Origin of the sequence: Amycolatopsis palatopharyngis (assembly GCF_003385185.1) — a bacterium.
GTDB lineage: Bacteria > Actinomycetota > Actinomycetes > Mycobacteriales > Pseudonocardiaceae > Amycolatopsis > Amycolatopsis palatopharyngis.
Window position 1 is genome coordinate 10,604 of record NZ_PQHZ01000009.1, and the last position, 26,708, is coordinate 37,311.

Genomic DNA, 26,708 nt, shown 5'->3' on the forward strand with positions numbered 1-26,708 from the left:
CCCGAGCCGCTCAGGTGGGCCAGGGGCGAGCCGGGGGGCGGAGGCGTTCGTAGGCGGCGGCGAGGCGGAGCACGCCGACGTCGTCGAAGCGGCGGCCCGCTATCTGCAGGCCGATGGGCTGCCCCTCGCTGGTGTAGCCACAGTTGATCGACACCGCGGGCTGGCCGGACATGTTGTACGGCACGGTGAACGCGATGTGCTCGAACGGGCGCGCCGGATCGTTCGTCGGAGATGGCGCGTCGGCGGCAGGCGCGGAGACCGGGCACGTCGGTGCCAGCACCGCGTCGAACGGGGCGCCCGCACGCAGGGCAGCCACGCTGATCGCGTCGATCTGCGCGAACCCGCGGTAGACGTCCAGTCCCGAAACCGCCTCGCCGCCCCAGATCCACTCGGTGATGTACGGCAGGATCCGCTCCTTCCTGCGCGGATCCAGCCCCTCGAGCTCGCCCCGGAAACGGGTGCGCCAGAACTGGTCGAGACCGTCGAGCATCTCCCTGGTCAGGAAGGGCGGCACCACCTCGACCACGGCGCCCGCCGCCTCCAGCACCCGGGCCGCCTCGGCGACCGCCGCACGGATCTCCGGCTCCACCGGAAGGCCGACGCCCGGGTCCAGCTGCAGACCGATGCGCAGGCCTGCGACGTCACCGTCGAGTTCGGCCCAAGGCAGCTCGGCGGGCGGAAGGCTGAGGTGATCGCGCTCGTCCGGCCGGGCGATGACGCTCATCAGCAGTGCGGTGTCGGCGACGGTCCTGGTCATCGGTCCGGCGACACGGCCAGCGAACGGCGGGTCGACCGGCACCCTGCCGAAGCTGGGCTTGAACCCGACCAGCCCGCACCATGCGGCCGGCAGCCGGATGGAACCGCCGATGTCGGTGCCGACGTGCAGTGGTCCGTACCCGGCGGCGGCCGCCGCGCCCGCGCCCGCGCTGGAGCCGCCCGGCGTACGCGCTGGATCCCATGGGTTACGGGCGCAGGCGTGAAAGCTCGACAGGCCGGAGGTGAGCATTCCGTAGTCCGGCATCGTCGTCTTGGCCAGCAGCACCCCGCCTGACTCCCGAACACGCCCCGCGACGGGGGCGTCCTCGGCGGCCGGGACGAGGTCGGTAGCGGCCGTGCCCATCGGCACCGGGGTTCCCTCGGTGGCGATGTTCTCCTTGAGGGTCAGCGGAATCCCGTCGACCGGTCCGCGCGGACGACCGTCCAGCCAGCGCTGCTCGGCGTCCCGTGCGGCGGCGAGCGCGGCCTCCGGTGCGGAGGCGTACAGCGCGTGCAGTTCCGGTTCGCGGGCCTCGATCCTTGCCAGCACGGCCTCGGTCACCTCTACCGGCGACAACCTGCCTGCTCGGAACTCCGCTGCCAGTTCGGTGGCGCTCAGTTCCACGGCGTCGCTCATCGGCCCTCCTCGGTGACTGCTGGTGAACTCCCGGGTGGTTCGTAACGGCCGTCGATCGCGGTCCAGCCCCCGTCGACCGGCAGCACGGCGCCCGTGACGAACGAGGCCGCGTCGGAGGCCAGGAACACGACGGCTCCTGCCAGTTCGTCCGCGCGCGCCCACCTGCCGAGCGCGCTCTTGCTCGCGTACGCCTGGTACCAGCCGGGATCGGCCTTGATCTGGGCGGTCAGCGGGGTCTCCACCACGCCGGGGGCGATCGCGTTGACCCGCACCCCGGCCGGCCCGAACTCCGCGGCCGCCGTGCGCAGCAGCTGGACGAGTCCCGCCTTGGTCGCGGCGTAGGCGCCCTGGCCCGGTTCCACCGTCGTGCCCCGGATCGAGGAGAAGCCGATGATGCTGCCCGAACCGCGTTCGACCATCCCGGAGCCGAACGCGCGGACGACCTCGAAGCTGGCGCCGAGGTTCAGCGCCAGCACCCGGTCGAACTCCTCGCGGGAGTAGTCGAGCAAACGTTTGCGGACGTTGGTCGCCGCGGTCAGCACGACGACGTCGAGCGCCCCGAGATCCTGCGCCGCCTGGTGCACGGCGGCGGGGTCCAGCAGGTCGATCTCAAAGGGCCGGGCGCCTTCTCCGATCAGCTCACATGTCGCGGCTGCCGCGCTCAGGTCGCGGTCGGCGCAGATCACCTCGGCACCGTGCGCGGCGAGCGCCAGCGCGGCCTCCCTGCCGATCCCGCTGCCCGCACCGAGCACGATCGCCCTGCGCCCGTCGAGCCGGAACAGGTCCGAATAGCCGCTCACGGCCGAATCACCGCCATCCTGGTCACCGTCAGCTCCTCCACCGCGAATCGCGGGCCCTCCCTGCCGATTCCGGAGTCCTTCACTCCGCCGTAGGGCATCGTGTCCGAGCGGAACCCGGGCACCTCGTTCACCACGACCCCGCCGACCTCGAGCCGCTCCACGGCGTGCATCGCCGTCGCGAGCGAGGTGGTGAAGACGCTGGCGTGCAGCCCGTAACGGGAGTCGTTGACCATGTCGAACGCGGTCTCGACGTCGGTCACCGCGCGCAGGCAGACCACGGGGGCGAACACCTCCTCGTCCCAGCAGTCGGTGCCGTCCGGGACATCGGCCAGCACGGTCGGCGACAGCACACCGTCCTCGGTCGCACCGCCGGCGAGCAGCCGGGCGCCCGCGGCTTCGGCCGAGGAGATCCAGCCGAGCACGCGTTCGGTGGACCGCCGATCGATCAGCGCCGATACCCGGGTCCCCGGGTCCCGTGGATCACCGGTGACGACCTCGCCGAGGCGGTCGAGCAGTCGCGCGGTGAATTCGCCGGCGATCTGGTCATCGAGCAGCACTCGCTGAACCGAGATGCAGGCCTGGCCGGAGGCGTAGAAGCCGCCGCGCAGCACGGCGTCCACCGCGGCGCCGAGGTCGGCGTCGGCCGCCACCACAAGTGCGGCGTTGGAACCCAGCTCCAGCAAGGTCTTGCGGGGTGCGGCGTCGCGGGCGATGCGGTGCCCGACCGCGGCGGACCCGGTGAACGAGACCGCGCCCACCCGGGGATCGGTGACCAGTGTGGAGCCCACCTCGACGTCGCCGGTGACCAGCTGGGCGAGTTCGGCGGGCGCACCCGCCCTGGCCGCGGCCTCGCGGACCAGGTGCGACAGCCAGAGCGTCGCCAGCGGTGTCGCGGGCGCGGGCTTGGCGATGACCGGGCAGCCGGCGGCGATGGCCGGGGCGATCTTGTGCGAGGCGAGCAGCAGCGGATAGTTGAACCCGGCGATGCCGACGACCACGCCGATCGGCTTGCGGGTCCAGAATCCGAGCAGCCCTTCCCCGGACGGCAGCAGATCCAGCGGCACCGTCTCCCCGTGCAGCCGGGCCACCTCCTCCGCCGACGCCGCCCAGGTGAGCAGGGTGCGAGTGACCTCGACCTTGCAGTCGACCAGTGGCTTGCCCGTCTCCAGCACGAGCAGGTTCTCGAACTCCGCCCGCCGCTGCTCGATCGCGTCGCGCACGTCGGTGAGCACTGCCCTGCGCACGTGCGAGGGCAGCGCGGCGACCTCGCGGCGCACCGCTGCGGCCGCGTCCAGCGCCTGCCGGGCCTGCGCGGAGGAGCCCACGGGTGCCTCGGCCACGGTCTGCCCGTCGAACGGGAACACCACCGGGGTGCTCGCGGGTGCCGGTTCCCAGCCTGCGCCGACCGGCAGTCCTGCCGGATAGGGCGGGTCGAACATCACGCTCTGTCCTCCAGATTCGCCAGCGCAGCGCGAAGGCTCGGTGCGGCCGCGATCAGTTCGCGGGTGTAGGGGTGTTCGGGCTCGTCGTAGACCTGGTCGATCGCGCCGTGCTCGACGATCTCGCCATCGCGCATGACCGCGACGGTGTCGCAGACGTTGCGCACCACGGCGAGATCGTGCGAGACGAAGATCAGGGTCAGGTCGAACCGCCGGACCAGGTCTGCCAGCAGTTCGAGGATCTGCGCCCGGACCAGCACGTCGAGCGCGCTGACGGCCTCGTCGGCGATGAGCACTTCCGGCCTCGGCGCTAGTGCGCGGGCGATGGAGATGCGCTGGCGCTGGCCGCCGGAGAACTGGTGCGGGTACCGCTGGCCGGAGTCGGCGGGAAGATCCACGGCCTCCAGCAGTTCGGCGACCCGCTCGTACCGGTCCCGGGCTCGCCCCAGCGGTTCGCTGATGATGTCGCGCACACGCATCCGTGGGTCCAGGGAACCCATCGGGTCCTGGAACACGATCTGCATCCGGGAACGCAGAAAACCGAGATCGCGCTCGGCGAGGTCGTCGATCCGCCTCCCCTCGAAGGAAACCGAACCCGAGGTGGGCCTGTCCAGCGCGGCCAGCAGCCGGACCAGTGTGGACTTGCCGGAGCCGGACTCGCCGACGATGCCGAAGCGTTGCCCCGCGCGGACGTCGAACGAGACCCCGCGCAACGCGGCGACCTCGGGCTTCGGACCGAACAGGGTGGCGCGCGAGCGTCGGTAGGCGCGAGTCAGATCCCGTACCTCCAGCAGTGCCGGTTCGGTCACTTCGACACCTCCAGGGTCGAGGCCGCGAGCAGGCGACGCGTGTAGTCGTGTTCCGGCGCGGAGAGAACCTGTTTGGTGTCGCCCGCTTCGACGATCCGGCCCTGGTACATCACCAGCACGCGGTCGCAGACCGACGCGACGACCGCGAGGTCGTGGGTGATGAACAGCAGCGAGGTGTCGCGGTCGCGGGTGCCTTCGAGGATCAGTTCGAGGATCTGCGCCTGCACGGTGACGTCGAGCGCGGTGGTCGGCTCGTCGCAGACCAGCAGTGCGGGGTCGTTGGCGAGTGCGATGGCCAGCACCACCCGCTGTCGCTGACCGCCGGAGAGCTGGTGCGGATAGGCCCGCGCCGCGCGCCCGGGGTCGGGCAGGCGAACCCGGTCGAGCAGTTCGACGGCCGCGGCGTGCGCGGAACGCCGGTTCTGGCTGGTGTTGTGCAGCAACATGACCTCGGCAACCTGCCTGCCGACGCGCATGGCCGGGTTGAGGGCCGTCATCGGCTCCTGGAACACCATGGCGAGTTCGCGTCCGCGCAATCGGGACAACGTGCGTTCGCCCGCACCGATCAGTTCGGTGCCCGCGAGGGTGGCGGAGCCGGAGGCCGCCAGCCCTTCGGGCAGCAGCCCCATGATCGCTGAGGCCGTCAGCGACTTGCCCGACCCGGACTCGCCGATCAGCCCGACCCGCTCCTTACGGCCGATCGCGAAATCCACGTCCTCGACCAGCGGCTGCCCACCGGCACCGACCCCGAGCTCCCGTACCTCCAGCAACGCACTCATGTCTCTCGCCTCACTCGCCGGCGGGCTGCACATCGCTCAGTGCCGTACCCGAATCGCTTACGGTGCCGGTCGCTCATCTCCGAGCCTCCAGTTTCGGATCGAACCGGTCGCGCAAGCCGTCGCCGAGCAGGTTGAAGCCCAGCACCGCGATCGCGATGGCGATACCGGGCACGAGCGCCAGCCTCGGCGCGATGGCGAGCAGTTCCTGCGACTCCTGCAGCATGCGTCCCCAGGACGGCGTCGGCGGCCGGGTACCGAAGCCGAGGAACGACAGTGCCGCCTCGGCGAGCACCGCGATCGCGAACGACACCGAGGACTGCACCAGTACCAACCCGGAGATGTTCGGCAGGACGTGTCGCCAGGCGATCCACAGCCGGGACCGCCCCGCGGCGCGGGCGGCGAGGACGTATTCGGTGCTCATCACCCGCAACGTCCCGGACCGGGCGATACGCGCGAACGACGGGATGGTGGCGATGCCGATCGCGATCATCGCGGTCAGCGTGCTCGCACCGTAGACCGCGCCCAGCATGATCGCCAGCAGCAGCGCGGGAAACGCCAGCATGAGGTCGTTCGCCCGCATCACCAGCTCGCCGAGCCAGTTGCGGGACATACCGGCGAGGACTCCCAGCGGGGTGCCGATCACCGCCGCGATCCCCACGGCGACGATGCCGACGTACAGCGTGGTGCGGGCGCCGACCATCAGTTGGCTGACGACGTCGCGGCCGAACCGGTCGGTGCCGAGGACGTAGTCGGCGGTCGGCCCGAGCAGGCGGGCGTTCGCCTCGACGAGCAGTGGATCGTGCGGTGTCCAGAGGAAGGACACCAGCGCCGCAAGCACCACCAGGCCGACGAGCACCGCACCGATCACCAGACTCGCGCTGCGCGGCCGCGTACCGATCATGGTCATGTCTGCCTCCGTAGTTTGCGGGACACCCGCACCCGGTCGGCAACCATGAGCCCGGCTTCGCAAGTGTCACTCATGTCTGCCTCCGTGACTTGCGGGACACCCGCACCCGGTCGGCAACCATGAGCCCGGCTTCGCAAGTGTCACTCATGTCTGCCTCCGTAGCCGCGGGTCGAGGACCGCATACAGCACGTCCACCAGGAAGTTCACCAGCAGCACGCCGACGACCAGCACCAGCACGATCCCCTGCACCGCAAGCAGATCGCGGGAGGAGACGGAATCGAGCAGCATGCTGCCGAGACCGGGCAGCACGAACACCCGCTCCACCACCACGGCGCCGACCAGCAGCGTCGCCAGTTGCAGTCCCAGCACGGTGACCACGGGAACGGCGGCATTGCGCAGTCCGTGCCGGACCAGCGCCTGCCCTGGGCGCAGCCCCTTCGAGCGGGCCGTACGCAGATAGTCCTCACCGAGCACGTCGAGCACCGACGAGCGGACGTAGCGGGTGACGACCGCACCCTGCACCAGTCCGAGCGAGAGCACCGGCAGGATCATGCCGCGCAGCCACTCGACCGGATCACGAACGGGCGGGGTCCAGCCACCGGAGGGCAACCAGCCCAGCTGGATGGCGAAGACCTGCACCAGCAGGATTCCGGCGAGGAACGCGGGAACGGCCATACCGATCTGGGACACGCCGGACACCACCGCGCCGCTGGGCCTGCGGTGACGCACCGCGGCGATCGTGCCGAGCGGCACCGAGATCAGCAGCGCCACCAGCATCCCGCCGCCAACCAGCCAGAGGGTGACACCGAGCCGGTCGAGCAACTGCGGGCCGATGTCCTCCCGCGTCACGTACGAACGGCCGAAGTCACCACTGAGAATGCCGCCCATCCAGTCCAGGTACTGGGTGACCAGCGGTCGGTCGAGGCCGAACTCCTGCCGGGTCTGCTCTACCAGCTCCGGCGTCGCGTTCACGCCGAGTGCGACCTGCGCGGGGTCGCCGGGCAGCACGACCATGAACAGGAAGACGACCACCGAGGCCACCAGCACGCTGCCGATGAAGATCGCGGTCCGCCGCAGGATCGGCAAGATCATGACTCCGCCTTCCCGAGCCCGGTCAGATCGAAGGATTCACTGACCTGGTTGCGCTGCAGGCCGGTCACCGACTTCTTGGCCGCCACCACATTGGGGAACAGGAACAACCAGTTCGCCGCGGCGTCCTCGGTGATCGTGCGGGCCACCTCGCGCATCCGCTCGATCTGCTGCTCCCGGCTGCCCACATCGGCCTCCTCGAGCAGTTCCCCGACCCGTGGGTTGTCGTAGCCCCAGTAGTAGTCCGGATCGCCGAACGTGGTGATGTCGCGCGCCTCGACATGCTGCACGATCGACATGTCGTAGTCCTGGCCGGTGAACACCTGCTGCAGCCAGACCGCGGGGAAGTCCAGCGGCTCGATGCTGACTCCGACGCCGACCTTGTCCAATTCGGACGCCACGACCTGCGCCGAGGACAGTGCGTAGGGCAGGTTCGGCACCCGCAGCCGCAGGGTCAGGTTCTCCTGTCCAGCCTCGGCGAGTAGCTGCCGCGCCTTGTCGGGGTCATGCGGGTAGTAGCCGGAAAGGTCCTCGTACCAAGGATCGGTGGGTGGAACCATGCTGCCGATCAACGTTCCCCTGCCCGCCCACGCGGTCGCGAGCAGCGCCTCGCGGTCGATGGCGAGGGTCAGCGCCCGCCGCACCTTCGGGTCGTCCAGCGGTGGGCGGGCGTTGTTGTAGGACAGCACCACCTCGCCGTTCGTGGTGCCCTGCAGAACGTCGAACCGGGTGTCCGCCTCGAACTGGGGAATGGAGTCCGGCGCCGTGATGGAGGAGATCACGTCGATGCCGTTGCTCAGCAGGGCGTTGTTCATCGCCGTCGGATCCTGGAAGTACTTGAGGATCACCGTCTCGTATGCGGGCGGAGTGCCCCAGTAGCCGGAGCGGCGCTGCAGCGCGATGGAATCGCCCCTGCGGCGCTGCGCGACCTCGTACGGGCCGGTGCCGACCGGGTTGTTCGCCAGATCGTCGACGGCCGTGGGGCTGAACATCGCCCCGACCCTGCCGGTGAGGTCGAACAACCAGGCGTTACTCGGCCTGTTCAGCACCACGCGCGCATGCGTCGGGCTCACGGCCTCGACCCGCTCGACGACGTCCATCTTGGACTTCAGCGAAACCGTCCAGTCACTGCTGACCCGCTCGAGGGAGAACTTCACGTCCTCGGCGGTGAACTCGTCGCCGTTGGCGAAGGTCACCCCCTCGCGCAACTGGAAGTCGTAGACCTTGCGGTCGTCGCTGATCGTCCACGACTCCGCGAGCAGCGGCACGATCTCGCCCTCCGCGTCCAGCTTCACCAGACCCTCGTAGACGTTGTAGAGCAACGCCTGCGGGATGGCGGCACCGTCAGTGGTGGTGAAGTCGAAATTCTTCGGCTCCGCGGTGAAACCGACCGCGAGCGTCGACTCACCGTCTCCGACCGAAGCGGTGGAGCCCGCGGAGCAGGCCGAAGCGGTCAGGAGCAGCACGAAGGCCGCTGCCGCGAATCGAACTCGCATAAATACCCACCCAAGGTAGTATGCTGGTCGGACCAGTAGCCCAGGTTTGCACTTGACCCCCCGGTGGTCAAGAGGAATCGGTGGAACCGTGCGATTCGAACCCGTCGAAACCGTTCGCGCATACGAGCGCGTGGTCGAGCAGATCGAGCAGGCGGTGCTGACCGGCGAGCTGGCTCCGGGCGCGCGCCTGCCCGGTGAGCGTGAGCTGATGACGCAGTTCGGCGTGAGTCGCTCGACCGTGCGCGAGGCGCTGCGGGTTCTGCAGGCAAGCGCGGTGATCCGCTCCCGGCCCGGCGACCCCCGCGGCCCCGAGGTACTGGCCGCCTCCCCCGCGACCCTGCACAAGTCGATGCACCGGCTGACCCGCGCGCGCCACCTCGGCCTCGCCGAGCTGCTGCAGTTCCGGATGGTGCTGGAAGGCTCGGCCTTCCTGCTCGCGGCGCAACTACGCACGGACGAGCAACTGGAGGAGTTGGCGGCCGCACTCGCGGACATGGAACGGCACGTCGAGCACGGCTACACCGAGTTCAGCCAGGCCGATGTCACGTTCCACGAGATCGTCGCGCGCGCCACACAGAACCCGTTGCTCGTGGTGTGCGGTGAGGTGGTCAGGGGGGTCGTGCTGGAGCTGATCGAGGACAAACTGGCCCACGCCGACGACCGGCGTGCGTTGATGCGGGCTTCGCTGGCGCACCACACCGAGGTCCTGGCCGCGGTGCGCACGCAGGACGGAGCACTGGCCTGCGGCCTCGCCCGCCGCGCGCTCTACGACTACTACGCCGAGTACGTCCCCGCCGAGCAGCGGGCGATGCTGGAGCCGCTGTTGCGTGCGCCGTCTATAGGGTGAGGTCATGCGCGACCGCCCCCGTGACCAACTCGGGCACGGCATCGGGGGTAGCGATATCGGGCTGTGCCTGTCCGGCGGCGGGTACCGCGCCATGCTCTTCCATACCGGCGTGCTCTGGCGGCTCAACGAACTGGGCACACTGCCGACCCTTTCGATGATCTCCAGTGTGTCCAGCGGAGCGATCACTGCCGGCGTACTCGCTCACGCCTGGCCGGAACTCCGGTTCCGGGACGGCGTCGCGGTGAACTTCGGCGTTCATGTGGTGGAACCGGTGCGTGCGGTGGCGGAAACGAGCATCGACGTCTGGGCGATCCTTCGTGGACTGGTCAGACCCTGGCGCAGTGTCGGCGAAGAGCTGGCCGGCTCGTTTCGCCGGCACCTCTTCGGCGACCGCAGACTGCGCGACCTCCCGGAGTCACCACGGTTCGTGTTCACCGCGACCAATATGCAGACCGGCGCGCTGTGGCGGTTCTCCAAAGCCGGGACCGTCCTGCAGCGACCCGCCGATCCGGATCTGCCGCTGGCGACGGCGGTCGCCGCGTCCTCGGCTTTCCCGCCGCTGCTCTCCCCTGTCGTCGTGCGGAGCAGGCGGGGCAACGTGGTGCTTTCCGACGGCGGGGTGTTCGACAACCTCGCTCTCGATCCCGCACTCGAGTTCAGCCGGAACGTGCTGGTCAGTGACGGCGGCCTGCGTATGAAGGAGATTCGGCACGTTCCCCGGGACTGGCTGCGTCAACTGCTCCGCACATTGGACATTGTGGACAACCAGGTGCGGAGCCTGCGCAAGAGCTCGCTGCTGGAGTCCTATCGGGACGGAACTCTCGGCGGGGCCTACTGGGGCAGCTACAGCGATATCGCCAACTACGGCCTGTCCGACACGCTGCCCGCCCCGTTGGCGCAGACGCTGGAGCTGGCCAGGGTGCCCACCAGGTTGCACACGACTCCATCCGTGCTGCAGGAGCGGCTGATCAACTGGGGATACGCGATCTGCGATGCGGGTATGCGCCGCTGGGTGACCCCCTCGGCCCCTGCCCCGATGGCGTACCCCTACCCGCACGCGGGCGTCGGCTGACCGGCCTCGCACTTTCCCGGGAAAGTGCGAGGCCTGGGATACGCGGACGGGCCTGGGGCCGGCTTCCGTGGAAACCGGCCCCAGGCCCGTGTTTTGCAGCTGTTCAGGCGTGCTTACGCCGGATTCGTCAGGCGGCGTTACGGCGACGCAGCAGGAGCAGCGTCGCGCCACCGGCGACCAGCAGCCCACCGCCGAGCAGCAGCGGCGTCATCGCGGAGAAGCCCGTCTGCGCCAGATCGTCCTCATTGGCCTGCGGGTTGACCGGGGCCTGCGTGGTCGGGGGCGCAGCGACCTCACTGGAGGCCGGCGGGGTCGTGGTCTCGACCGGCGGCTGGGTCGTCGTCGTCTCGACCGGCTTCGCGGTCCAGTTGGCGGTCGCACCCGCGGACAGCGACGTCTTCTCCGAGGCGGCCACGATCAATGACTGCGAGGGGTGCTCCTGGTAGTCGCTCGCGACGAACAGCCTGCCGGTGTCCACCGCGGCGTTGACGGTCAGTTCGAAGGTGCCGCTGCCCTCCTCGGCGTCGGCGGGCACATCGAAGAACACCTCGGTACCATCCGTCACGTCCTCGGGGTTGATCTCGGCACCCTCGGCGTCGATGAGAGTGACGCCCTCCGGCAGTTCGGAGACGATCTCGGTGATGTCGCCGCTGGTGCTGACCGTGAACGGTCCGACGCGGTCACCAGCCTCCCCGGAAGCCTCCTCCGGGCTGACCTCGAGGGTGGGCGAGGGCTGCTGGCCGATGCCGACGTTCTTGTCCCCGGTCAGGTAGTTGTAGACCGCGAGCACGTCGTTCTTGGCCGCCGGGTTCTGCGGGGTCGGGTTCGCCTCGTCCAGCGATTTCCCGTCGCTGAACCGCCACACGGCGGCCTGCGTCGCGGTGATCGCCTCGGGAACGCTGAGGCCTTCGTCGAAGGTCAGTTCCTCGTCGGTGAGCAGCTTCTCCAGCGCATCGACCTCCACGGCCGGGTAACCGTGGTGCAGCACCCAGTTGATCTTCTCGCGGTTCTCGTGGAAGGGCGAGTGCTCGTTGGGGAACTCGTCCCACGGGACCTCGCCGCGCACCAGGTCCTTGTCCTCGTCGCGGATATCGACCTCGATCTGGACGCAGTAGGTCTTGAGCAGGTCACCACCCTCGAGGCGCAGACCGAACAACGCGGTCGACAGGTTCGGCATGCCCTCGACGTTGACCTTGAAGCCACTGACGCCTGCGGTCTTGTCGAGCTTGCCCTGCGCCTGATCCGCGACGGCGGGCAGTGCCCCGGCCATCAGCGCCATCGACGCGCCGAGAACGGCTGCGCCGGTGCGCGTGAGAATTGTCTTGCCGCGCATGTGTCTCCTTAGCGATTTCCGGACTGCGTCCATCAAGAGCCGTGCGGTGCCGCTGCCGGTCGCAGATGAGGAGGGCACCGTTCGAGAAAATTCACCCAGTCGAACGATGCCGAAGCCTACACAGAAGCGAAATTGCGCCAGCAACCTCCCCCCATTGTTTTTCTCGTTAGTCCAATCGGAGTAATGATCTAATATTCAAGTAGCTTTGCGTTTAAATCCGCATTGCTCTCCGCGACGAAGAATTGGAATGCGGAAGCTTGGCACTTGGCTGCAGAAAAAGGAGATGTCGATCTTGCTTGGTGGTACTTGCAGACGCTCCAAGCTCTGGGGGTGCGGGGCGGGCAGTTCAGGGCAGGTTGTCGAGGGCGGTGGCTAGATCGCGCCAGAGGTCGTCGGGGTGTTCGAGTCCGACGCTGAACCGGATGAGCCCGGCGGGCACGTGCGCATCGCCGGCCAGGGAGGCGCGGCGCTCCACACAACTCTCCACGCCGCCGAGACTGGTCGCGTGCCGGATCAGGGTGAGTGCCCGGCAGACGGCGTCGGCCGTATCGGCCCCGTCCAGTTCGAACGCGATCATCGCCCCCTCGCCGGGGTACCGGACCGCGGTGATGCGCGGATGCCCGGCCAGTCGCTCAGCCAGGTCCGCGGCGCTGCGAGTGGCCTCGGCCAGGCGCACCGGCAGTGTGCGCAGGCCGCGCAGCGCGAGCCACGCCTCCAGCGCGCCGGGGGTGGCACCGCCTCGGGTGCGCGCGTCGCGCAGCTCGCGCGCCAGCCCCTCGTCCGCCGCGACGGTGAGGCCGAGCAGCAGGTCGCTGTGCCCGCCGATCAGTTTGGTGGCGCTGTGCACGACGAGATCCACGCCGAGCGCGAGCGGTTGCCTGCCCAACGGCGTCGCGAAGGTGTTGTCCACGACGACGCGCGGCCGGTGTTGCTGCTTGCGCGCGGCCGCGACGATCGCCTCGATGTCGATCAACTCGAGCGTCGGGTTGGTCGGCGACTCCAGCCACAGCAGGTCGTGGCCGCCCGCGGCCTCGATCCAGCCCGCGGTGTCGGTCGGGGCGAGCTGGGTGACCCGCAGCCTCCCGCTCTGCTCCGCGTGCGCGAGCGAGCCCCTGGTACCCGCGTAGCTGAAGCTGGGCACCGCCACTCGAGCGCCGACCGGCAGCACGTCGAGAACCGCCGCCAGCGTCGCGATGCCGGAGGCGAACGCCGTGGCGTAGCCGCCTTCCAGCGCGCCGATCGTGTCCTCGAGCGCCTCCCACGTCGGGGTGCCGTCCTCACGTGAGTACGCGCGGTCCGTCCCCGCACCGAAGGTGCTCGCGGGGAAGATCGGCACGTTCAGCGGCTCACCCGCGGCCGTCGGTCGCCCCAGCGCGATGGCCTTGGTCCGTGGTGTCCAGTCGTGTTCGCTCACCCGGCCACGGTACCGGGAACCTTCCCGAGGTATTCGCGGGTGAGTCCCGGTGTGGCCACCGGCTCCCCCATGGTGCTGTGCGGCCGCCTGCTGTCCGCTGTGCGCAGAGCTCGTTCGGCGGGGGCCGCGTCCGCGGACTGACCCGCCAGCGTGTTCGCGATGATGCTCGCCACACCCACCATTCCCGACCTGAGTGGGTGATAGGAAGCGGCGCGGAACAGGTCGGTGTCCTTGCCCTGGATCCAGGCGGCCCCGCCGGTCGCGCAAGCGTCGTGTCCTGCCGAAGGGGTGTAGGTGTCGACGAAGACCGTGTCCCCGTCGATGTTCGCCGCCGTGTCGAGTGCGGTGTTCAGCGTCTGCTCGACACTGTCCAGCCAGCGCAGGTCACCATCGGCGAACGGCAGGATGTCCGGGCAGTAGCCGGTCTCCGGGGCGATCCGGGGATAGCCGACCAGGACGACCGTGGCCTGGGGAGACCGTTCGTGTACGCCCCGCAGGACCTCCACCACCCGGTCCTGCGTGCCTTCGATGCGCTGTTTCATCGTGTCGATGCCGTCCACTGTGTACGTGTCCTGACACGGGGAACCAGTGGGGTCACTCTCGGCCAGCTCGGGACAGACGCTGATCAACTCGCCGAACACGCCGAAGTCGTTGCCTCCGATGCCGATGGTGACGAGGTCGGTCCCCGAGTCGAGTGCGCTGAACTGCGGCGGCTGAGCGCCGAACACCGGCAGTGGCTGGCTGCCGGTCATATCGGTGGTGTCGGCGCTGCTGCAACTGACGTCGGTATAGCTGCGGACGTCGAGGTGGTCGGCGAGCCAGGCCGGGTAGTTACTGGTCGAGCGAAAACAACCGAGCGGATCGAGCCGCTGGAACGGGATCAGCGGTCCGGCGGTGTAGGAATCACCGAGCGCCACGTAGTCGATGGCCTCCTGGTGCGTCCCCGATGCGGAGGCCTGCCCCGCCGCGGCCGTCAGCGCTGCCGTCGTCAACGTCGCCGCCGTGAACAGTGCGAACCTGGTCCTGTGCACCGGGTACCTCCAACTCGTACGACTCGCGGGAATCGGAACGTCAGTGGGCGTAGATCTCGAACTCGTGCAACGAGTAGCCGTATCGGGTGCCGCGCTGGACGCCGGCCATCCGGACGAACCTGGCGTCGGCGGCGGGGAAAGCGAGGTTGTCGGTACCTCCGTTGCCGTCGGCGACCATGGTCGCGTCCCGCCACCGCGTCCCGTCAGTGGAGAGCTGGATCTTGTAGGAGCTGCCGAAGGCAGACTCCCAGTGCAGTACCGCCCGCGCCACCGGACGCACACTTCCGAGGTCCACGGTGATCGACTCGTCGTCGTTCCAGTCGCTGGCCCACCTGGTCCCGTAGTCGCCGTCCACCGCTCGTTCAGGTGGCAGGTGGTACCAGCCGCGTTCGAAACTGGTGGCGCTCACCGGTCTGGCGGCCGCGAGGTTCGCGACGTCGTCCCCTCGTCGCGCGGGGAACTCGACCACCTGCTGGAAGGTCGGCCGGTTCTGGGTGCTGATCTTGTCCTGGTTGATCCCACCGAGCGGGCTGTGGATGATCGAGTCGGCGCACCACTGATCGCCCGCGTCGCAGTCCGAATCGCCCGGGTAGACCTCGGTATCCGGCGTGGCCGCGGCCTCCGTGACGGTATCCACCAGGATCTGCCTGCACTGGACCAGATCACCGCCCCCGCAGAACCGATCGCCGAGCGGCTCCCGCACCGGGTCACCGAGAACCTGACGGATGTCCTTGTCGACATATCCCCACCAGCCCGCCTGATAGGCCGAGCCGCGGTGGATGACATCGGAGGGCGCCTCGTCCACCTTCAGCACCCGGGTCATCTCGGCGAAGCCCTCGGCGCCGAGGCCGGGCTCGAACTGTGCCCGCACCAGGATGGGCCACCAGGCGTCCATGATCTTGATGGCCTCGGCGTGGTGATAGGCCTTGCTGCCCGGAGCGGTTTCCGCCCGCAGGCCACCCGCGTCCAGCCAGGCGCGGAGTTTGCCGACGGCCGCCGCTGCCGCCGGATCGCGCAAGTCCGCCGTATCGATGACCCGCAGGAGATGCGGCAGCACCTGCTCAGCGCGCAGATCCACGAGCGCGGCCTCGGCCATCGCCCTGGTCAGTTCGGCCCTGGTGACCTTGCCGCCGCCGGCGATCAGATCCCGGACCCTGGTGTCGAGCAGGTCGCCCCGGTGCACGGCGGACTTCTCGTACCCGGCCGCCGCGTAGTCCTCGGCCTGCGCGTTGTTCCAGCTGATGTAGTAGTCCTGGTTGATCGAGTTCGGGTGCTCGGCGAACGGCGTCACCCGCACCTGGTTGCCCTCCGGTTTCCAGCCCTGCCAGTCGAATGCGGCGTCCGCGCGGACCGGCATGCTCGGATCCACAGTGGATTTACGAACGGGGTTGGCGCCAGAGTTGTAGTACGCGGTGTCGTCCGCGTCGGCATAGAACCAGTTGAATGTGTAGTTCACCTTCGCCGCAGCTCGCTGAAAGTCCTCGGCGGAGCGAATCGCGGCCGGGTCGTTGAACTCCTGGAAACCGATCAGCGAGTCGACCTCGTGGAAGTACGTGGACCGCAGGGATGCGTAGGCCACCGGCGTGCCATCGACAACCCCGCGATGCGTGACCGGCCCGTACTTCGTCCGGAAGCTGCGTAACGTGTACGAACCCGCTGGTGTCGGATCGGCGATGGTGGGTTGCCAGGAGTTCGTCCGCTCGACCACGTCCATCGGCAGGCACCGGCCCCGGTACCGGTAGTGGTTCGACTCCTTCGTCGCAGGCTCGCCGCCCGGTTCGCACAGTTCCAGTGCGTAGGTGTCGACGATGTCCTGTGCCGATGTCGTGGCGCTCCACGCGTAGTCCTGACCCCTGCCGAGCAGTACGTAGAAGCTCAGCCCGGCGAAGGAAGCGCCGCGAGCGCTGATTCCCGGCCCCTGCAACTCCTGCAGCATCAGCAGTTGCGGAGCGAAGTAGCCGGTCTGCGGGCCGAATACGGCGACCGGATTCCCGCTCTCCGAGTGTGCGCCGGAGACGACGAGCGCATTGGACATACCGTGCTTGTCCGAGAGCAGGTTCTCCGGCAGCACTCCCTCGGCGAACATGCCGCGAGCCGGCTCGAGTTCGGCGGGTACGGGCACATCCGCCTCAGCGGAGGGCCCGTCGGCCGCGGAACCGCTGGGATCGAACACCAGCTGCTGCTCGGTCACCGAATCCGGTTCCGGCATCGCGGTGCCCTGCGGATCGGCGGGCGCCTTGCCGTACGGAAAGCTCTGGCCATCATGCAGGGTACGTACGGTTTCCGGGTCGTCCTCCTCGCGCAGGCTCTGCCAGATCCGCTCACCTTCTTCGAGGCCGTAGCGTTCCTGGATCGCGAGCTTGGCGATGGCCGCCTGCACCTCACCTCCGCCACCCGCGCCGAACTGGGCGCCGACCACCGAAGCCAGCACCACCAGGTCGGTGAGCTTGAACGGCTTGATTTCACCGGCATTGGTGATGGGGTCGACATGACCGGTCAGGACGTACTCGCCGGGAAAGGTCCGGCCACTGTGGGCCTTTTCGATGTAGGCGTTGATTCCGTCCACATAGGCCTGTGCGTCGGCGAGCCCTTGCGCACCTCTCGGCCCGGACCCGGCGACGTCGGAGATCTGTTGCCGCAGTTCCTCTTCCGTGTAGGGCGCCGCGCTGAAGAACTGTTGCTCCAGCGCACGATTGCCCTCGGCCCCGCCTGCGAACGGGGTGAGTTGACCTCGGCCGACATGGCGCAGCACGTCCATCAGCCAGAGCCGGTCCTGCGCGGCCGCGTATCCGGCGCCGAACTCCGTGCCGGAGCGGGTGGTGCCGTAGATGTGCGGGACGCCGGTTGCCTTGTCCCGGATGATCGTGACGTCCTCGCGGGGTTTGATCGTGCTGCCCACCTGGTCGGCGGGGACGCCGAACGAGGCGTCGTTGAAGAAGTCGTTGATGGTATCGGTGGTCAGGCCGCCGTAGGAGTCCGCCAGCGCGGCGTACTCGTCGAGCTGATCGGCGGAATGCGCGGGCCGGGTACCCAGTGTCTGGTGGGCGAGGATCTGGGCGAGCGTGGCGTTGCCGTTCTGACCCGGCGGCAGGATGTCGGAGCACTGACCGACACAGAAATCGCCAGCGGGCGCGACTGCCGGGGCGGGCGCCTCGGGCTCCGGCGCCGCCTGCGCGGGAAGCGCCGTCGCCAGGCCAGCGGCGAGCGCGGTTGTGGAGATGATCGCTGCCAGACGTGCCCGCATGACCGCACCTTTCGCGCCGTTGGTCGTGACGCGCGGCACGTTACCCACGAGTACTTCATTTTGTGAAGACTTTTCGCGTTCCGCCCCCCTTCTGGACTACGTCGATCCGGGGGTTGGCCCTACCCCCGGCCGGGGTGGCAGCGGGCTTACAACTGGCCGCCAGGGCGACGAGAGTCGATTGCATGACGATCGACAACGCTGTACGCACCGGCAGCGACTTCGCCGAACTGTCCCGCCGGGTACAGCGAGCGGGCCTGTTCGACCGGCGCCCCGGGTACTACACGGCGCGCATCGGCGTGATCGCGACCTTGTTCGTCGGTGGCTGGGTGGCGTTCTTCGCGCTCGGCGACTCGTGGCTGCAGCTGCTGCTCGCGGGATTCTTCGCGATCATGTTCGCCCAGATCGCGCTCGTCTCGCACGATCTCGCCCACCGGCAGGTGTTCCGCACCAGGAAGCCGAGTGAGACCGCCGGACGGCTCGCGGGGAATCTCTGTGTCGGGATGAGTTACGGCTGGTGGATGGACAAGCACACCCGCCATCACGCCAATCCCAATCACGAGGAGCTCGATCCTGACGTGGTGCCGGACATCCTGGTCTGGTCCGAGGACCAGGCACGGGCGGCCAAGGGAATACCCAGGTTCTTCGGCCGCTGGCAGGCTTTCCTCTTCTTCCCGCTGCTGACGCTGGAAGGGCTGAATCTGCACTACGCCAGCGCCAGGGCGGTACTGCGGCCCGGCCTCAAACGAAGGGGTCTGGAAGCGGCATTGCTGCTCACCCATGCCGCGCTCTATGTCTCCGCGCTTCTGCTCGTCCTGTCACCGGCCAAGGCGCTCGTGTTCTTCGTTGTCCACCAAGGACTCTGGGGTGTCTACATGGGATCGGTCTTCGCTCCCGGACACAAGGGCATGCCGATGCTGAAACCGGGCCAGAAGCTCGACTTCCTCCGCAGGCAGGTCCTCACCTCGCGCAATGTGCGCGGTGGCCCATTCGTGGATCACGCGATGGGCGGGCTGAACTATCAGATCGAGCATCACCTGTTCCCGCACCTGCCGACAGTGAATCTGCCGAAGGCGCAGCACCTCGTTCGTAACTACTGCACCGAACTGGGCCTGCCGTACCACGAAACCGGGCTCGTCGATTCTTGGCGGGAGGCCCTCGGACACCTGCACCAGGTCGGTGAGCCGATCCGCAGGGAACACGCGCACCAGCTTCAGGAAAGGTAACCGGGCGCCCGGTTACCGTGGGACACCGTCCGCATGCCTGGTGGACGGTGACCCATACACACGAAGAAGGAGCAACGCATGGCGCAGAAGCCCGAGGTCGACCGCCCGGAAGGCACTCCGCCCACCGAGCTGCAGACCGTCGATCTCACGGTTGGCGATGGCGCCGAAGCTCAGGCGGGCCACACGGTCAGCGTTGACTACGTCGGTGTGTCGTTCTCCACCGGCGAGGAGTTCGACGCGTCCTACAACCGCGGGCAACCGCTGCAGTTCACCCTCGGAGCGGGTCATGTGATCCCCGGCTGGGATCAGGGTGTGCAGGGGATGAAGGTCGGCGGACGTCGCAAGCTGGTGATCCCGCCCGACCTGGCCTATGGAGATCGTGGCGCGGGCGGCGTCATCAAGCCCGGCGAGACACTGGTCTTCGTCGTGGATCTCGTCGGCGTCGGCTGAGACCGGAACCCCGGCGGGAATTCGACTTCGAGTTCCCGCCGGGATGCGGCCGGTCCCCTGGCTCAGATCTCCATCTCGACGTAGTCCGAACCGCGGATCGGGTCGCTGCCGTCCATGATCACCACGCGGAACGCGATCGTCTTGCCCTCACGCATGTCGTGGTAGCAGATCCGCTTACCGTTGTTCGCGCCGTTCTTGTCGACACAGTCCGGTGTCGAGCGGCTGTAGTTCACGTGCCAGCGCACCACCGCGCGCCTGCCGTCGGCCACCGTGTCGTTGGCGGCGAGATCGTCCCCGTACGACCGGAAGCACGCCTCGCCCCCGTACACCCCGACGCAGGACCAGGACTTCGAGTCCGCGGCCGCGGGCTGCGCCAGCGCCACTGTGCCAAGCGCAGCAAACCCCAGCGCGACAGCAGCTCGGTATCGCCTCATAAATCCACCCCTTCCACAAGTCCACCGCACCCCAGCTCGTGACCGGACCACGATGATCATCAGGAAGAGCCGACGCTAGCCCCCAACACAACCGCAAAAATCCAGAACGCAAACACAGTGAGACAAGACACAAGCCCAGCAAAGCGATCCAGTGATGACCGCGGGGAACCCTCGACGCCCGCCAGGGCGAGCAATCCGCGCCGTGGGGGTCTGGGGGCTCGGCCCCCAGTGTGGGTAGGGACACCGGGAAGAGGACCAAGGGTCCTCGAACATGGTGGGCGAGGAGGCCATGGGTCTGGGGCGGAGCCCCAGAAGATACGAACGACCTTCCCCGAAGGGAAGAGGACCAAAGGTCCTCGAACATGGTGGGCGAGGAGGGAGTTGAACCCTCACGTCCTTTCGGACACACGGACCTGAACCGTGCGCGTCTGCCATTCCGCCACTCGCCCGAGCAACTGCGACAGCCAGAGAAGCGTATCAGGCGCCCGGATCGGGTTTCACCGGCCCCGGTGTCTAACCGCCTCAATCCAGATACGATCGCCTGGTAAGCACATACGTACAGAAGGAGATGTCCCGGTGGGCCGCGTACAGCGCTTCGATCGGCGCCTTGAGGACCTCGTGGGCAATACCTTCGCGCGGATGTTCGGCGGCAACGTCGTCACACAGGAAGTGGCGCAGGCGCTGGAGCGTGAGAGTGAGGGCAATGTTCGGGAGCTGGCGGGCGGCCGGCAACTCGCCCCGAATCACTACATCGTGTCGCTGGGGGCCGCCGACCACGATCGGATGGCAGGCGATGAACAACGAGTCACGAAAGTGCTTGCCGATGCGGTGGCGGAACACCTCGCCGAGCACGGTTGGGACACCTATGGTGACGTCGTAGTCTCGCTCGAGCGCAACGAGGCGCTGCATACTGGACAGTTCAAGACCCGCTCGACCGTGGATCCCGACGTCTCGGCACAGAACGCCGGTGGCGCACAGCGGTCAGCACGAACCAGCGACGCAGGAGACCCACCAATGAGCCAGCCTCCCGGCTACGGCCAGTACGACCAGGGCGACCCGTACGGACAGCAAGGCCAGTACGGCTACGGACAGCCGGGTCAGCCCGGATACGACCAGGGCTATGGCCAACCTGGCCAACCTGGTCAGCCCGGCCAGCCGGGATACGACCAGGGCTACGGCCAGCCCGGACAACCCGGCCAGCCCGGTTATGACCAGGGCTATGGCCAGCCGGGTTATGACCAGGGTTACGGCCAGCCCGGTTATGACCAGGGTTACGGCCAGCCCGGCTACGACCAGGGCTATGGCCAACCTGGCCAGCCCGGACAGCCACCCATGCCACCCGGTTACGACCAGCCGGGAGTTCAGCCCGGTTATGACCAGGGTTACGGCCAGCCGGGTTACGACCAGGGCTACGGCCAGCCGGGTTATGACCAGGGTTACGGCCAGCCCGGCTACGACCAGGGCTATGGCCAACCTGGCCAGCCGGGCCAGCCACCCATGCCACCCGGACCGCCGCCGCAGAGTGGTGGCTTCCCCCAGCAGGCACCCCCGGACCCGTATGCCCAGCAGGGTTACGCGCCTCCCGCCGTGCAGGGTGGCAACCGCCAGCTGGCGGCCAGCCTCCAGCTCGACGACGGTTCCAACCGCACGTACTCGCTCAAGCAGGGCGGCAACGTCGTCGGCCGCGGTCAGGACGCCGACTTCCGCCTGCCGGACACCGGGGTCTCCCGCAGGCATCTGGAGATCACCTGGGACGGCCAGAGCGCGACATTGGCGGACATCGGCTCGACCAACGGCACCACCGTCAACGGCACGCCCGTGCAGACGTGGCAGCTCGCGGACGGCGATGTCATCCGAGTCGGGCACTCGTCCCTGGTGTTTCGGACGCAGGGCTGAAAGGGCGTCGAGCAGTAGAACTGGACAGTGCCTGGGAGTCAGAGCCCTGGCGACTCGATCGCGGACCCGAGTTCTCGCCGCAGGCTCTGAGCCTCCGGCGAAGGCTGATTCACGAGGTTCGCGGACCAGAGGAAGGCAGACCCGGCGATCCCGCACAGTTCGGGTGCGGGCGTCGGCGCATAATGGCGACCTCAAGGGGGACTCGCGGCGAACACGCGCCGCGAGCCGGGCGCGACGAGGCGGGAGCTGACACAACAGGTGCCAGAGCTGGTCGTTCAACTCACCAGGGTAGGTTTTCTCATCCTGCTCTGGCTGTTCGTGCTGACCGCGTTACGCGTGGTTCGCTCGGACCTCTACGCGGCCTCCGGCCTGCGTGTTCAGGTTCCCGGGTTCCGCCGGAACAAGGAAGCCAAGAGACCTCGCGGCGGCAAGACCCCGCGCCAGCTCGTCGTCACGCACGGCGCGCTGTCCGGAACGCGGATCGCGCTGGACGGAAGGCCGATCCTGATCGGTCGGGCAGATGACTCCACACTCGTGCTCGACGACGACTACGCTTCCACCCGGCACGCCAGGCTGTCACTACGCGGTGACGATTGGTATGTCGAAGACCTGGGCTCGACGAACGGCACTTACCTCGACCGGGCTAAGGTCACTGCACCCCTCCGAGTCCCGCTCGGCGTCCCCATCCGGATCGGCAAGACGGTGATCGAGCTTCGCCCATGACCCTCGTCCTCCGCTACGCGGCCCGCAGCGACCGTGGCCTGGTTCGTTCCAGCAACCAGGACTCCGTCTACGCCGGCCCACGCCTGCTTGCCCTTGCCGACGGCATGGGCGGCCACGCCGCCGGTGAGGTGGCGAGCAAGGTCGTCATTGCCTCACTCGCCCCGCTCGACGACGACGAGCCGGGCGATGACCTCCTGTCCCAGTTGCGCGAGGCCGTGTCCCACGGCAACGCCGCGATCTCCGAACTGGTCGCCGGTGACCCCGATCTCGACGGGATGGGAACGACACTGACCGCGGTGCTGTTCTCCGGAACCCGGCTCGGGCTGGTGCATGTCGGGGACTCCCGCGCCTACCTGTATCGGGGTGGCCAGCTCGCGCAGATCACCCGCGACGACAGCTTCGTCAACGAGCTGCTGGAGCAGGGCCGGATCACCGAGGAGGAGGCCGCCACCCACCCGCAGCGGTCCCTGCTGCTCAAGGCGCTCACCGGACACGAGGTCGAGCCGAGCCTCACCGTGCGGGAGGCCAGGGCGGGCGACCGCTACCTCCTGTGCTCCGACGGACTCTCGGGCATGGTCAGCAACGAGACGCTGGCCGACGCTATCCAGATCCCCGACGCCCAGGACTGTGCCGATCGGATGATCGAGCTTGCCCTCAAGGGCGGCGGCACGGACAACGTGACCGTGATCATCGCGGACGTCGTCGACGTCGACTTCGGCGAGGACGCCCCGATCGTGGGCGGTGCCGCGGGTGACGGCAGTGACGAGCACAACCACCAGGGTGATTCCCCCGCCGCGCGGGCGCGTGCGCTCACCGCACCACCGCCACAACCACAACGGGTCGAACCCGAAGAACCGGAGTCAGACCCAAAAGCCAAACGCCGTAGGCGGATACGGCTGCTGGTAGCGCTGGGACTGGCGCTCATCCTGCTGGCCGCCGCGGCGATCGCCACCAGATACTTCGTCCTCCGGCAGTACTACGTCGGAGCGGCTCCCGACTCCGAGGTGGTCATCTTCCAAGGCGTGCAGGGCAGCATCCTCGGATTCGACCTGCATCGGAAGGCGGAGGGCTCCTGTCCGCCGGAGGCGGCCCTCTGCGAGGACCTGCGCCTGACGGACCTGCAGCAGGACGCCCGTGCCGCCGTCACGAACGGCGTCAAGCGGGACGGTCTCGCCGAGGCCCGGCAGTACATCGACACGCTTCGCAGGAACAACGTGCTGGACTACTGCGAGCCCGAGCAGCCCGAGTCCGGCGGTGTCGTCGGCGGGGCCGAGCAGCCGAACGAGTCGACCTCGGCGAATGCGCCGTCGGCGCCGCAGCAGGGTGGGCAGCCGGGGGTGGACTGCCGCCCCAGGCCCACACCAGGTGATCGCTGATGGGCCAACCCATTTCGACGCCGCAGGCCAGCCAGTACGCCACCAACCCCCCGCGCGAACTGCCGAGCCGGCGGGGCACCGAGCTGATGCTGCTCGCGTTTGCCGCGTTCATCGTGACCAGCGCGTTCATCCTCGTTCAGGCCAACCAGGAGCAGGAGCTGTCCTGGTCGCTGCTCTGGTACGGGATGGCCTACCTGGCGATCTTCGCGGTCGCGCACCTCGCCGTCCGGCGCTGGGCGACCTATGCCGACCCGCTGATCCTGCCCTGCGTTGCGCTGCTCAACGGCCTCGGCCTGGTGATGATCTACCGGATCGACCTTGCGGAAGCGGTGAACGACCCCGACTACACCGCCAGTGCGCCGCGGCAGGTGCTGTTCACGATCATCGCGCTCGCCCTGTTCCTCGCGGTGCTGATCGTCATCTCCGACCACCGCACGCTGACCAGGTACGCCTATACGTTCGGCCTGATCGGGATCGTCGCACTCGCCCTGCCCGCACTGCTGCCCAGTTCGTTGTCCGAGGTGAACGGCGCCAAGGTCTGGCTGAAGCTGCCCGGCTTCTCCATTCAGCCGTCCGAGTTCGCGAAGATCCTGCTGATGATCTTCTTCGCCTCGTTCCTGGTTTCGAAGCGGGATCTGTTCATGGCGGCGGGCAAGCGCGTACTCGGCGTCGAACTGCCGCGCGCCCGTGACCTCGGCCCGATCCTGATCGCGGCGATCGCCTGCCTCGGCATCCTCGTCTTCGAAAAGGACCTCGGCACCTCGCTGCTGTTCTTCGGCGTCGTGCTGGTGATGCTCTATGTCGCGACCGAGCGGATCATCTGGGTGGTCGTCGGGCTGAGCCTGTTCTTCGCGGGCTGCATCATCGCCTACAGCCTGTTCACCCACGTGCAGCAGCGCGTCGCGAACTGGATCGACCCGCTGGAGACCTACAACGACGCGGGCGGCGGCTACCAGATCGCACAGGGGCTCTTCGGGCTCGGCACCGGCGGGCTCGGCGGCACGGGACTCGGCGCGGGCAGGCCGGAGATCGTGCCTGCCGCCAACACCGACTTCATCACCGCCGCGCTCGGTGAAGAACTGGGCTTCATGGGGCTCAGCGCGATCCTGATGATCTACCTGTTGCTCGCGATGCGCGGGATGCGTAGCGCTCTCGCGGTCCGCGACACCTTCGGAAAACTGCTCGGCGGCGGGTTGTCGTTCGCGATCATCATGCAGGTCTTCGTCATCGTCGGTGGGGTAACAAAACTCATCCCGATGACCGGTGTCACCACCCCGTTCCTGTCCTACGGCGGCTCCTCGCTGCTGGCGAACTACATTCTGGTCGCCCTGCTGCTGCGTATCTCCGATGCCGCACGACGCCCGCAGACCACGGCCAAGCCGCGTCCGCAACAGCAGGCGCCGCTGGCTGAAGCACACACCGTGATGGTGCAGAGGCCGGACGGAGCGGGCGGTGCTGCCGGCGGACACGAGGGGGCCAGGTGAACACGCCACTGCGTAAGGTCGGCGTCGCCATGCTGGTCATGGTCACGCTGTTGCTGGTGAACGCGACCTACATCCAGGTGGTCAAGGCCGACGACTACCGGGCGGACAGCCGCAACCAGCGGGTGCTGCTGGACGAGTACTCCAGGCAGCGGGGTCAGATCGTGTCCTCGGACAGCGGGCAGATCCTCGCGGGCGTGAAGCCCTCGGACGACAAGTACAACTTCATCCGGACCTACCTGAACGGGCCGATGTACGCGCCGGTGACCGGGCACTACTCCATCCGCTACGGCCCGTACGGACTCGAACGGGCCGCCGACGAGATCCTCAACGGCTCCGATCCAAGGCTGTTCGTCCGCAGGCTGTCCGACATGATCACCGGCCGCGACCTGCGTGGCGGGAACGTCCGCGTGACCGTTCGCCCCGAGGTGCAGGAAGCGGCCTACAACTCGATGGTGGAGAACGGTTACCAGGGTGCCGTGGTGGCCCTTGACCCGAAGACCGGCGACATCCTCGGGATGGTCTCCACGCCGTCCTACGACCCGGCGAAGCTCGCCTCGCACGATTCCGACGTGCAGGAGGAGGCCTGGACCGCCTACACCGAGGACGAGGCGAACCCGATGGTCAACCGGTCGATCTCGGAGACCTATCCACCCGGTTCGACGTTCAAGCTGGTGGTGACCGCGGCCGCGCTGGAGAACGGCATGACGGCGGACACGAAGGTCACCAACGCCGCTGAGGTCCAGCTTCCGGGGGTCAACGCCGACCTGGAGAACTTCGGCCACCAGACGTGCCCGGGGGACACTCTCGCGGCCGCACTCGCCTACTCGTGCAACACCGCGTTCGCGGAACTGGCGAACGAGCTCGGCGCGGAGAAGCTGCGGGCGGCGGCCGCCAGGTTCGGCATCGGGATGACCGATCTGCGGATCCCGCTTCGTGTCGCTCCCTCCGCGCTCGGCGACCTGACCGGTGGGCCGGAGCTCTACCAGAGCGGGATCGGTCAGCGGGACGTCCGGTTGACGCCGATGCAGGTCGCGTTGCTGTCCGCGACCGTCGCCAACGGCGGCGTACCGATGAAGCCCCAGCTCGTGGACGCCTACATCGCCCCGGACCTGTCCGACATCGAGGAGTTCGCCCCTGAGGAGCTGACCGGCGAGGCCGCGATGTCCCAGGAGCACGCCACCGTCCTGCGCGACATGATGATCGCGTCGGAGAACAACACGAAGGGTGGCGGCAAGCGCGAAGGCCTGGAGATCGCCTCGAAGACCGGTACCGCCGAGCACGGTGTCAGTCCGAAGGAGACCCCGCCGCACGCCTGGTACACGGCTTTCGCCCCGGCCGACAACCCGCAGGTCGCCATCGCGGTGATCGTGGAGTCCGGTGGTAACCGCGGCCTCGCCGCTACCGGTGGTTCCGTCGCGGCCTCGATCGGCCGGGCCACGATCAACGCCGCACTCGGGGGTGGGTAGTCA

Annotated in this window: 22 protein-coding genes and 1 tRNA gene; 9 read left to right on the forward strand and 14 right to left on the reverse strand. The window is 68.3% G+C overall.

The window, feature by feature from the left end; translation table 11 throughout:
- Positions 1–10 precede the first annotated feature (10 nt).
- The 8 genes from D0C15_RS09070 to D0C15_RS09105 all read right to left on the reverse strand — a co-directional run bounded on the left by D0C15_RS09070 (position 11) and on the right by D0C15_RS09105 (position 8,712).
- The gene (locus D0C15_RS09070) at positions 11–1,393 is read right to left on the reverse strand and encodes an amidase (protein ID WP_116042842.1); all 1,383 of its coding nucleotides are present in this window, start codon (positions 1,391–1,393) and stop codon (positions 11–13) included.
- Complete coding sequence (locus D0C15_RS09075) at positions 1,390–2,193, reverse strand: SDR family NAD(P)-dependent oxidoreductase (protein ID WP_116042844.1); 804 nt, start codon at positions 2,191–2,193, stop codon at positions 1,390–1,392. The genes D0C15_RS09070 and D0C15_RS09075 overlap by 4 nt, the downstream gene beginning before the upstream one ends.
- The gene (locus D0C15_RS09080) at positions 2,190–3,632 is read right to left on the reverse strand and encodes an aldehyde dehydrogenase family protein (RefSeq protein ID WP_116042846.1); all 1,443 of its coding nucleotides are present in this window, start codon (positions 3,630–3,632) and stop codon (positions 2,190–2,192) included. The genes D0C15_RS09075 and D0C15_RS09080 overlap by 4 nt, the downstream gene beginning before the upstream one ends.
- Positions 3,632–4,426, reverse strand: a complete 795-nt coding sequence (locus tag D0C15_RS09085; RefSeq protein WP_116043179.1) for an ABC transporter ATP-binding protein — start codon at positions 4,424–4,426, stop codon at positions 3,632–3,634. Before D0C15_RS09085 ends, D0C15_RS09080 begins: the two co-directional genes overlap by 1 nt.
- Before the next feature lie 11 nt (positions 4,427–4,437).
- Positions 4,438–5,220, reverse strand: coding sequence for an ATP-binding cassette domain-containing protein (locus D0C15_RS09090; protein ID WP_116042848.1), 783 nt, complete (start codon positions 5,218–5,220; stop codon positions 4,438–4,440).
- A 73-nt stretch (positions 5,221–5,293) separates the two neighbouring features.
- The gene (locus D0C15_RS09095; protein ID WP_245975661.1) at positions 5,294–6,127 is read right to left on the reverse strand and encodes an ABC transporter permease; all 834 of its coding nucleotides are present in this window, start codon (positions 6,125–6,127) and stop codon (positions 5,294–5,296) included.
- 144 nt (positions 6,128–6,271) lie between these two features.
- A complete protein-coding gene (locus D0C15_RS09100) occupies positions 6,272–7,219 on the reverse strand; it encodes an ABC transporter permease (protein WP_116042850.1) in 948 nt (315 codons plus the stop codon).
- Positions 7,216–8,712, reverse strand: coding sequence for an ABC transporter substrate-binding protein (locus D0C15_RS09105; RefSeq protein WP_116042852.1), 1,497 nt, complete (start codon positions 8,710–8,712; stop codon positions 7,216–7,218). Before D0C15_RS09105 ends, D0C15_RS09100 begins: the two co-directional genes overlap by 4 nt.
- An 88-nt stretch (positions 8,713–8,800) precedes the next feature.
- Here D0C15_RS09105 and D0C15_RS09110 point away from each other — a divergent pair, with 88 nt between their 5' ends.
- Both D0C15_RS09110 and D0C15_RS09115 read left to right on the forward strand, forming a co-directional pair.
- Complete coding sequence (locus D0C15_RS09110; protein WP_116042855.1) at positions 8,801–9,559, forward strand: FadR/GntR family transcriptional regulator; 759 nt, start codon at positions 8,801–8,803, stop codon at positions 9,557–9,559.
- A gap of 4 nt (positions 9,560–9,563) precedes the next feature.
- Positions 9,564–10,631 (forward strand): patatin-like phospholipase family protein, encoded by a 1,068-nt coding sequence (locus D0C15_RS09115; RefSeq protein WP_116042857.1) that lies wholly within the window; start codon positions 9,564–9,566, stop codon positions 10,629–10,631.
- 127 nt (positions 10,632–10,758) lie between these two features.
- On the opposite strand, the gene D0C15_RS09120 is transcribed toward D0C15_RS09115, so the two are convergent.
- From D0C15_RS09120 to D0C15_RS09135, 4 genes are all read right to left on the reverse strand, one after another.
- Positions 10,759–11,964 carry a thioester domain-containing protein gene (locus D0C15_RS09120; RefSeq protein WP_116042859.1) on the reverse strand — a complete coding sequence of 402 codons (1,206 nt, stop codon included), beginning with the start codon at positions 11,962–11,964 and terminating at the stop codon, positions 10,759–10,761.
- 346 nt (positions 11,965–12,310) lie between these two features.
- On the reverse strand, positions 12,311–13,378 hold the full coding sequence (locus D0C15_RS09125; protein ID WP_116042862.1) for a trans-sulfuration enzyme family protein: 1,068 nt from the start codon (positions 13,376–13,378) through the stop codon (positions 12,311–12,313).
- Entirely contained in the window at positions 13,375–14,409 is a 1,035-nt protein-coding gene (locus D0C15_RS09130) for an SGNH/GDSL hydrolase family protein (protein WP_211323132.1), read from the reverse strand. The genes D0C15_RS09125 and D0C15_RS09130 overlap by 4 nt, the downstream gene beginning before the upstream one ends.
- A 40-nt stretch (positions 14,410–14,449) precedes the next feature.
- Positions 14,450–17,653, reverse strand: coding sequence for a penicillin acylase family protein (locus tag D0C15_RS09135; protein ID WP_116043187.1), 3,204 nt, complete (start codon positions 17,651–17,653; stop codon positions 14,450–14,452).
- A gap of 182 nt (positions 17,654–17,835) precedes the next feature.
- On the opposite strand from D0C15_RS09135, the gene D0C15_RS09140 reads away from it, so the two are divergent.
- Both D0C15_RS09140 and D0C15_RS09145 read left to right on the forward strand, forming a co-directional pair.
- Entirely contained in the window at positions 17,836–18,876 is a 1,041-nt protein-coding gene (locus D0C15_RS09140) for a fatty acid desaturase family protein (protein WP_116042864.1), read from the forward strand.
- Between the two features lie 78 nt (positions 18,877–18,954).
- Positions 18,955–19,326: an FKBP-type peptidyl-prolyl cis-trans isomerase gene (locus D0C15_RS09145; protein ID WP_116042866.1), complete on the forward strand. Its 372-nt coding sequence runs from the start codon at positions 18,955–18,957 to the stop codon at positions 19,324–19,326.
- A 62-nt stretch (positions 19,327–19,388) separates the two neighbouring features.
- Here the strand turns inward: D0C15_RS09145 and D0C15_RS09150 are convergent, their stop codons facing one another.
- A complete protein-coding gene (locus D0C15_RS09150) occupies positions 19,389–19,760 on the reverse strand; it encodes a hypothetical protein (protein WP_162829968.1) in 372 nt (123 codons plus the stop codon).
- A 363-nt stretch (positions 19,761–20,123) separates the two neighbouring features.
- A tRNA-Leu gene (locus tag D0C15_RS09155) sits at positions 20,124–20,209 on the reverse strand.
- Between the two features lie 127 nt (positions 20,210–20,336).
- Here D0C15_RS09155 and D0C15_RS09160 point away from each other — a divergent pair.
- The 5 genes from D0C15_RS09160 to D0C15_RS09180 all read left to right on the forward strand — a co-directional run bounded on the left by D0C15_RS09160 (position 20,337) and on the right by D0C15_RS09180 (position 26,705).
- Positions 20,337–21,656 (forward strand): FHA domain-containing protein, encoded by a 1,320-nt coding sequence (locus D0C15_RS09160; RefSeq protein WP_116042870.1) that lies wholly within the window; start codon positions 20,337–20,339, stop codon positions 21,654–21,656.
- Between the two features lie 258 nt (positions 21,657–21,914).
- On the forward strand, positions 21,915–22,379 hold the full coding sequence (locus D0C15_RS09165; protein WP_116042872.1) for an FHA domain-containing protein FhaB/FipA: 465 nt from the start codon (positions 21,915–21,917) through the stop codon (positions 22,377–22,379).
- Complete coding sequence (locus D0C15_RS09170) at positions 22,376–23,755, forward strand: PP2C family protein-serine/threonine phosphatase (RefSeq protein ID WP_116042875.1); 1,380 nt, start codon at positions 22,376–22,378, stop codon at positions 23,753–23,755. Before D0C15_RS09165 ends, D0C15_RS09170 begins: the two co-directional genes overlap by 4 nt.
- Positions 23,755–25,239: an FtsW/RodA/SpoVE family cell cycle protein gene (locus tag D0C15_RS09175; protein WP_116042877.1), complete on the forward strand. Its 1,485-nt coding sequence runs from the start codon at positions 23,755–23,757 to the stop codon at positions 25,237–25,239. The genes D0C15_RS09170 and D0C15_RS09175 overlap by 1 nt, the downstream gene beginning before the upstream one ends.
- Entirely contained in the window at positions 25,236–26,705 is a 1,470-nt protein-coding gene (locus tag D0C15_RS09180; RefSeq protein WP_116042879.1) for a peptidoglycan D,D-transpeptidase FtsI family protein, read from the forward strand. Before D0C15_RS09175 ends, D0C15_RS09180 begins: the two co-directional genes overlap by 4 nt.
- Positions 26,706–26,708 lie beyond the last annotated feature (3 nt).